This is a genomic window from Capnocytophaga sp. oral taxon 329 str. F0087 (assembly GCF_000213295.2).
Classification (GTDB): Bacteria; Bacteroidota; Bacteroidia; order Flavobacteriales; family Flavobacteriaceae; genus Capnocytophaga; species Capnocytophaga leadbetteri_A.
The window spans coordinates 40,408-47,330 of the sequence record NZ_KN389986.1 but is presented as its reverse complement, the minus strand read 5'-3'; the positions used below and the strand labels follow the sequence as shown (position 1 = coordinate 47,330).

Sequence of the window (6,923 nt, the reverse complement as noted above, 5' to 3'; positions counted from 1 at the left end):
AGAGGAAGCTCCTAGCTTAGGCAAACCTGTGTTGGTAATGCGTGATACTACTGAGCGTCCTGAAGCGGTAAGTGCAGGTACAGTTATCTTGGTAGGTACTGATGAGCAAAAAATAGTAGATGAATGTGAACAACTACTTAACAACCAAGAAAAATACTCAAAAATGAGTGCTTTACATAACCCTTATGGTGATGGTAAGGCTTGCGAACGAATAGTTGAATTTTTTAAGAAAAAGAAATGAAATCAATATTATACTTAATGCATATCCCTTGGCAATGGATTAAACAACGCCCTCATTTTATTGCGGAATATTTATCAGAATATTTTCAAATAGATGTTCTTTACAAGATTCCTTTAAATGTACATAAAAAGAATTTAATAAATAAAGAAGAATATATCCCTAACATAAAACCTTTCTTTCAATTTCCTTTTAAAAGATTCAAGTTTCTAAAAAGATTTGACTTTCTTAATAAATTATTTTTTAGATTTTCTATTTCTCAAAAAAAGATCAATTCTTATGATTATATTTGGATAACAAGTATTTCTCTATATCCAATGATTTCTCATCTAATAACAGATAGAACAAAAATTATTTGGGACTGTATGGATGATGAATTAGAATTTAAATCTTTTAAAGATAATAAAATTCTATTAAATTCTTTTTTGAATATAGAAAAAGAATTAATAGGAAGAGCTGATATTATCATCTGTTCAAGCAATTATCTTTCTCAAAAAATACAAAGTAGAACATCAGTTTTTAGAGAGATTTTTGTAATAAATAATGCAATTGAAATACCAAAAATTAATGTTAGCTTAAAAAATACAGTAGAAATTCCTAAATTAAACCTTATAAGAGAAATAAGTAATATCTTTATGTATATTGGTGCTATATCAGAATGGTTTGATTTTAAAATCTTATTTAAAATGTTAGAAGAAAATAGCGATATTAACATTGTTCTTATAGGACCTAATGATATAGAGATTCCTAAACATAATAGAATAATACATTTAGGAACAATAAAAAGAGACTATATTTTTGATTTTATGAGGTATGCTAAAGCTTTAATAATGCCTTTTAAAGTTAATGAACTTATTAAATCTGTAAACCCAGTGAAAATATATGAATACATTTGGATGGGATTACCTGTGATCGCTCCTCATTATGGTGAGACAGAAAAATTCTCAGATTATATATACTTATACAACAATCCAGATGATTTTATTAATATATCAAAAAGTATAGAGAAGAATCAAATTACTATAAAAAAAACAAAGGAAGAAAATAGACTTTTTGCAGAATCAAACCAATGGAAAAATCGATGTCAAGAGATATTGAAAATATTAGCTCTATAAAGAAAATAATATTTTTTATATTATTTTTATTATATTCTTTTCTGCCTGGTATATACAAGATCTTAGGGAATCAAATGATAATGTTATTTTCTATCCCTATTGTTTTGATATTATTATATCTTACAAGAAAATCTTATAAACCTTTAAAAATTGATGTCGTTTTTATCATTTTTTTTTGTTATGTTATTTTGCAATCAATTTTATGGATGTGTTCTCCTTGGGTAAATAGGATAGGAATTTTGATGGGAATGTATCTAAATATATTTCCAATGTTAGGTTTTTTTATTTCTAGAGGAATAGAATTTAAAGTTTTTAAAAGTATTATTTTAAACATAGTCCTAATACATTGTATATTAGGTATTATACTATATCCTTTTTTTAGAATTGTAGATGCTGGTTCACCTTTAGTTAAATCTTTAACAGAAGGTGTAGCTTATGGTAGGATGTCAGGAATATCAGGTTCTCTGATCTTTGGGAACTTAATTATGATTGGTTTTATAATGAGTTTTTTTACAAAAAAAATGTTTTTACCATTAATAACTTTTTGTCTGTTATTTAACGCTCAAAGAAGTGCTTGGTTAGCAGCAGCATCTTCTATTCTAATATATCTTCTTTATCTATTAAAGAATCTAAGAATCAAAAAAATTTTAACTTATACCATTTTTATTCTTGTATTTGTAATAATAGGAATATCTTTAATATCAAACTATATTAATTTTGATATTGATTTTATGTTGTCACGCCTTGACTCTGTAGGTAATGCATCTTCTGAAAGGCAAGATCAATGGGTATCTGGTTTGAAGAACTTTATTTCATACCCCTTAGGAACAGGTGTTGGACAAGTAGGACACGTGGCAGCTCGATTTGAGGGAGCTTCTAGCATTTATAATATAGTCCCTGATGGTGATTATTTTAGAATACTTTCAGAATATGGAATGATTGGAGGCTTATTTTATATGTTTGTAATTTTATCCGTTTTTTTATCATTTATATTTATTAAAAAAATGGATAAAATAGTTGTTTTGGCATTAATAACAGGGTATCTTATTCAGATGGTAGGATCAAATATTTCTGAATTTTACTTTACTAATTTTGTTTATTGGTTTATATTTGGCTATTATTTTTATTTTTTGAATGATAACTATAAATTTAAAATATGATTTCGGTTTGTATAGCAACATATAATGGTGAAAAATATATAAAAGAACAATTACAATCTATATTACAACAACTCTCTGAAGGAGATGAAATTATTATCTCAGATGATGGGAGTACTGATAATACCATTAAAATAATAAAAGATTTAAACGATAATAGGATAAGAATATTACAACATATAAAAAAGTACTATAAGGGATTTAGTTCATCACACCAATATTCTTCTTCAAATTTTGAGAATGCTATAAAAGAGGCAAAAGGAGAATATATCTTTTTGTCTGATCAAGATGATATATGGTATACCTATAAAGTAAAAAAAACATTAGAAATATTATCAGATAAGAATATCTATCTAGTTATGTCTAATTACTCTTTAATTAATACAGAAGGTATTCTAATTAAAAAAAAGATGTTTGAGAAAAACCCAATTAGTAATAGTAATCTTATAAATTTAATTAAGACTCCTTTTCATGGCTGTTGTATAACCTTTAAGAAAAATATACTGAAAAATGTACTACCTTTCCCCTCAAATTTAGTTTTACATGATAATTGGATAGGATTTTTAGCTAAAGGACATATAAAATACATTGAAGAACCTTTAGTTTTATATAGAAGGCATGATAAAAATGTTTCGGCTCAAAAAGGGGAAAGTAAAAATCCTTTGTGGTACAAAATTTACTATCGTATAGTTTTTTATATGCAATACATTAGGAGATCTTTTAAGAATATTATATGAATTTTTCTGTACTTATATCACTATATCACAAAGAAAAACCACAATTTCTAAGAGAATGCTTAGAGAGTTTAAAAAATCAAACGCTTTCAGCTACAGAGATTATAATGGTTTTTGATGGAGCTATTTCCTCTGAGTTGGAGGAAGTGGTAAGACAATTTATTACTATTCTACCTATTAAAATTATTAGACTACCACAAAATGTAGGATTAGGAAAGGCTCTCAATGAGGGGTTAAAATATTGTTCCTATAATTGGGTATTTCGTATGGATACTGATGATATCTGTTTGCCTGAACGTTTTGCAAAACAGCTTGCTTTTATATCAGAATTTCCTAAAGTTGTACTTTTTAGTGCACATATTGCTGAGTTTATAGAAGATAAGGCACTCATATCAACCTATAGAAGAGTGCCTATTGGTAATAAAAATATTAAAAAGTATGCACTTTCAAGAAGTCCATTTAATCATATGGTAGTTGCTTTTCGCAAAGATATTATAGAAGAAGTAGGGGGATATCAACATCATCTTTTTTTAGAAGATTATAATCTATGGTTACGAGTTATAGCTAAAGATTATGAAGTAGGAAATATAGATGAAGTACTACTTTTAGCACGGACAGGAGATGGTATGTTATCACGTAGGAGAGGGAGACAGTATATCAAAGGAGAATGGAAACTTTTTAAATTGAAAAAAAAGTTAAAGCTACAAGGTATATTTTTAGGTTTTCTTACTTTTTTGTTGCGTGTAATTCCAAGAATGCTACCAACTATGGCCTTAAAGATGATATATAAGATATTAAGAAAAAAATAATATAAAAGTTTTTAGTATATTGTTAATCAATATTTTATGAATGCTTTTGAATATTTCCTTAGTAAAAAATATATATTTCAAAAAACTAATTACTACCTTTGCACCCATTAAACCTAATTATAAACATTCAAAATGAGTTAACTAATGTCTAAAAACATTTTAAAAAACAGAAGATTCTATCAGAAAAATGTATTAAAAGGAGAAGAATACTTACAAAAAGAGAAAAGGGGTATAGATAATGTATTGTTGCTTCCTATCACAGTGGTCTCTTCTGTATTCTATTATGTAGCTCATACTACTGTTAGTATACCTTTATTTGCAACAGCAGTAGCCCTATTTTGTACATTCTATTATATAATTGTAAGATTGGGGATGAATCTGCGCATGCAAAGGTATTTAGCAAAAACCGTAGAGGGCTATCATTTTCGTTGGTATGAGTTATGGCATATACGTTGGAATGACAAAGCTCTTGTTTCAGCTTGGCATAAGAAACTTATAGAGATGGCTAAAGAAGAAGCTCTTACAGATACTCAGATAGTACAAATTATAGAAAATCAACGCCTTGGGAATCGTAAGAGGGTTTCATATGCTTGGCTTATAATAGTTATAGGTTTCTCGATATTACTTTCTATACTCTTTGTTTCAATAAGAACAAACTATAAAATAGCAGAGCTTCAACAATATAGAAGGAGGTATAATTTAGAAAAGACTTACTCTGTTACAACTAAGAAACAGATTATACTTCGATCATTTTTTATAAAATTTGTTAGACAACATAAATGAAACAAAAGATATTTTTAACTGGTGGAACCGGAATGGTAGGTAGTAATATACGCGAACATAAAGCAAGTGAGCAGTATATTATATTATCTCCTACAAGTGCAGAGTTAGATTTAACACATTTTGATAGTGTAAATAGCTTTTTAAAACAGCATAAGCCAGATATCATTATACATTCTGCAGGATTAGTAGGAGGTATCCAAGCCAACATAAAGAACCCTGTAGATTTTTTAGTTAAAAATTTGCAGATGGGGCTGAATGTTATTTTAGCAGCTCAGCAGAATAATGTAAAAAAGCTACTTAATTTAGCAAGTTCTTGTATGTATCCACGTGATATGGAAATAGGGCTTACAGAAGATATGATACTGAAAGGTGAGTTAGAACCTACCAATGAGGGGTATGCTTTGGCTAAAGTAGTGGCAACTAGGCTATGTGAGTATATGAATAGAGAGGATGAAAAGTGGCAATATAAGAGTGCTATCCCTTGTAATCTTTATGGCAAATATGATAAATTTGACCCTAAACATTCGCATATGGTACCTGCTGTTATTAGAAAAATATACGAGGCAAAAGAAAATAATATTAATGAGGTAGAGATTTGGGGTGATGGACTTTCGCGAAGAGAGTTTATGTATGCTGGCGACTTAGCTGATTTTGTATATTATGCCTTAGATCACTTTGATAAAATGCCTCAAAACCTAAATGTAGGATTAGGCAGAGATTATACTATTAATGAATATTATCAAGTGATAGCAAAAGTGATAGGCTATGAGGGTACTTTTACCCACGACTTGTCTAAACCTATGGGAATGAAAAAGAAAATGATAGATAATACACAGCTTATAGCTTTTGGTTGGCAACCTAAAACATCGTTAGAAGAAGGTATCAAACAAACATTAGAATATTTTAAAAATACAATTTTATGATAAAATATCCATTGGCATCCTCTACGTGGGATGAAAAAGAAATTGAAGCAATTAATAGTGTGATCGCAAAAGATATGTATACAATGGGCGAGGGAGTAAAGCAATTTGAAGAAGATTTTTCAAAATTCTTTGGCTCAAAGTACAGCGTAATGGTAAACTCAGGTTCTTCAGCCAACTTGATAGCTGTGGCAGCTCTTTTCTATACTAAAGAACCTAAGTTAAAACGTGGAGATGAAGTGATTGTTCCGGCAGTTTCTTGGTCTACTACTTTTTACCCTTTATATCAATACGGTCTAAAACTTAAGTTTATAGATGTGGATTTACAAACTTTAAACTTTGATTTAGAGCAACTTAAAGCGGCTATTACAGATAAAACTAAAATGATTTTAGCGGTGAATTTATTAGGAAACCCTAATGACTTTGACGCTATTAAAGAAATAATAGGCGATAGAGACATATTGCTTATGGAAGACAATTGCGAATCTATGGGAGCTAAATATAAAGGTAAATATACCGGTACTTTTGGTATAATGGGTACCTTTTCAACTTTTTACTCTCACCATATGGCTACTATGGAAGGAGGAGTGGTTTGTACTGATGATGAGGAATTGTACCATATTTTAGTATGCTTAAGAGCTCACGGTTGGACACGCCATCTTCCTAAGGAGAATAAAATCTCTAATAAAAGTGACAATTGGTTTGAAGAGTCTTTCCGTTTCTTATTACCAGGCTACAATGTGCGCCCCGTAGAGATGAGCGGTGTAATAGGGATTGAGCAACTAAAAAAATTACCAACATTCTTAGAGCAACGTCGAAAAAATGCTGAGCTATTTGTGTCGCTATTTAAAGATAGTAAGACTTTCTATATACAGAAAAATGTAGATGATAGCAGTTGGTTTGGTTTCAGTTTAATTATTAAGCCAGAATCTAAGGTAGATAGGAAAGATGTGGTTAAAAAATTAGAAGAAAACGGCATTGATTGCCGCCCTATTGTTACTGGTGACTTTACTAAAAATGAGGTGTTGAAATACTTTGATTATGAAATTTTTGGTCAAGTAAGAAATGCAAACTATTTAGATGCAAAGGGCTTATTTGTAGGAAATCACCAAATAGACTTGACTCAAGAGATAAAACATTTGTATAACGTTTTAAAAGAATTTTAAC

Annotated in this window: 8 protein-coding genes; all 8 read left to right on the top strand. The window is 29.3% G+C overall.

Features of this window, described 5'->3' with window-relative positions; genetic code table 11:
* Positions 1-241 (top strand): UDP-N-acetylglucosamine 2-epimerase (locus HMPREF9074_RS01645; RefSeq protein ID WP_034539488.1); only part of this gene is annotated, 241 nt, incomplete at its 5' end.
* On the top strand, positions 238-1,353 hold the full coding sequence (locus HMPREF9074_RS01640) for a glycosyltransferase family protein (protein ID WP_009390832.1): 1,116 nt from the start codon (positions 238-240) through the stop codon (positions 1,351-1,353). The genes HMPREF9074_RS01645 and HMPREF9074_RS01640, both read left to right, overlap by 4 nt.
* Positions 1,320-2,513, top strand: coding sequence for an O-antigen ligase family protein (locus HMPREF9074_RS01635; protein ID WP_009390831.1), 1,194 nt, complete (start codon positions 1,320-1,322; stop codon positions 2,511-2,513). The genes HMPREF9074_RS01640 and HMPREF9074_RS01635 overlap by 34 nt, the downstream gene beginning before the upstream one ends.
* A complete protein-coding gene (locus tag HMPREF9074_RS01630) occupies positions 2,510-3,247 on the top strand; it encodes a glycosyltransferase (protein ID WP_009390829.1) in 738 nt (245 codons plus the stop codon). Before HMPREF9074_RS01635 ends, HMPREF9074_RS01630 begins: the two co-directional genes overlap by 4 nt.
* Positions 3,244-4,053, top strand: a complete 810-nt coding sequence (locus HMPREF9074_RS01625; protein WP_009390827.1) for a glycosyltransferase — start codon at positions 3,244-3,246, stop codon at positions 4,051-4,053. Before HMPREF9074_RS01630 ends, HMPREF9074_RS01625 begins: the two co-directional genes overlap by 4 nt.
* Before the next feature lie 144 nt (positions 4,054-4,197).
* A complete protein-coding gene (locus HMPREF9074_RS01620) occupies positions 4,198-4,836 on the top strand; it encodes a hypothetical protein (protein ID WP_009390825.1) in 639 nt (212 codons plus the stop codon).
* Positions 4,833-5,759, top strand: a complete 927-nt coding sequence (locus tag HMPREF9074_RS01615; protein ID WP_009390823.1) for a GDP-L-fucose synthase family protein — start codon at positions 4,833-4,835, stop codon at positions 5,757-5,759. The genes HMPREF9074_RS01620 and HMPREF9074_RS01615 overlap by 4 nt, the downstream gene beginning before the upstream one ends.
* The gene (locus tag HMPREF9074_RS01610; RefSeq protein WP_009390822.1) at positions 5,756-6,922 is read left to right on the top strand and encodes a DegT/DnrJ/EryC1/StrS family aminotransferase; all 1,167 of its coding nucleotides are present in this window, start codon (positions 5,756-5,758) and stop codon (positions 6,920-6,922) included. The genes HMPREF9074_RS01615 and HMPREF9074_RS01610 overlap by 4 nt, the downstream gene beginning before the upstream one ends.
* The last annotated feature ends 1 nt before the right edge of the window (position 6,923 follow it).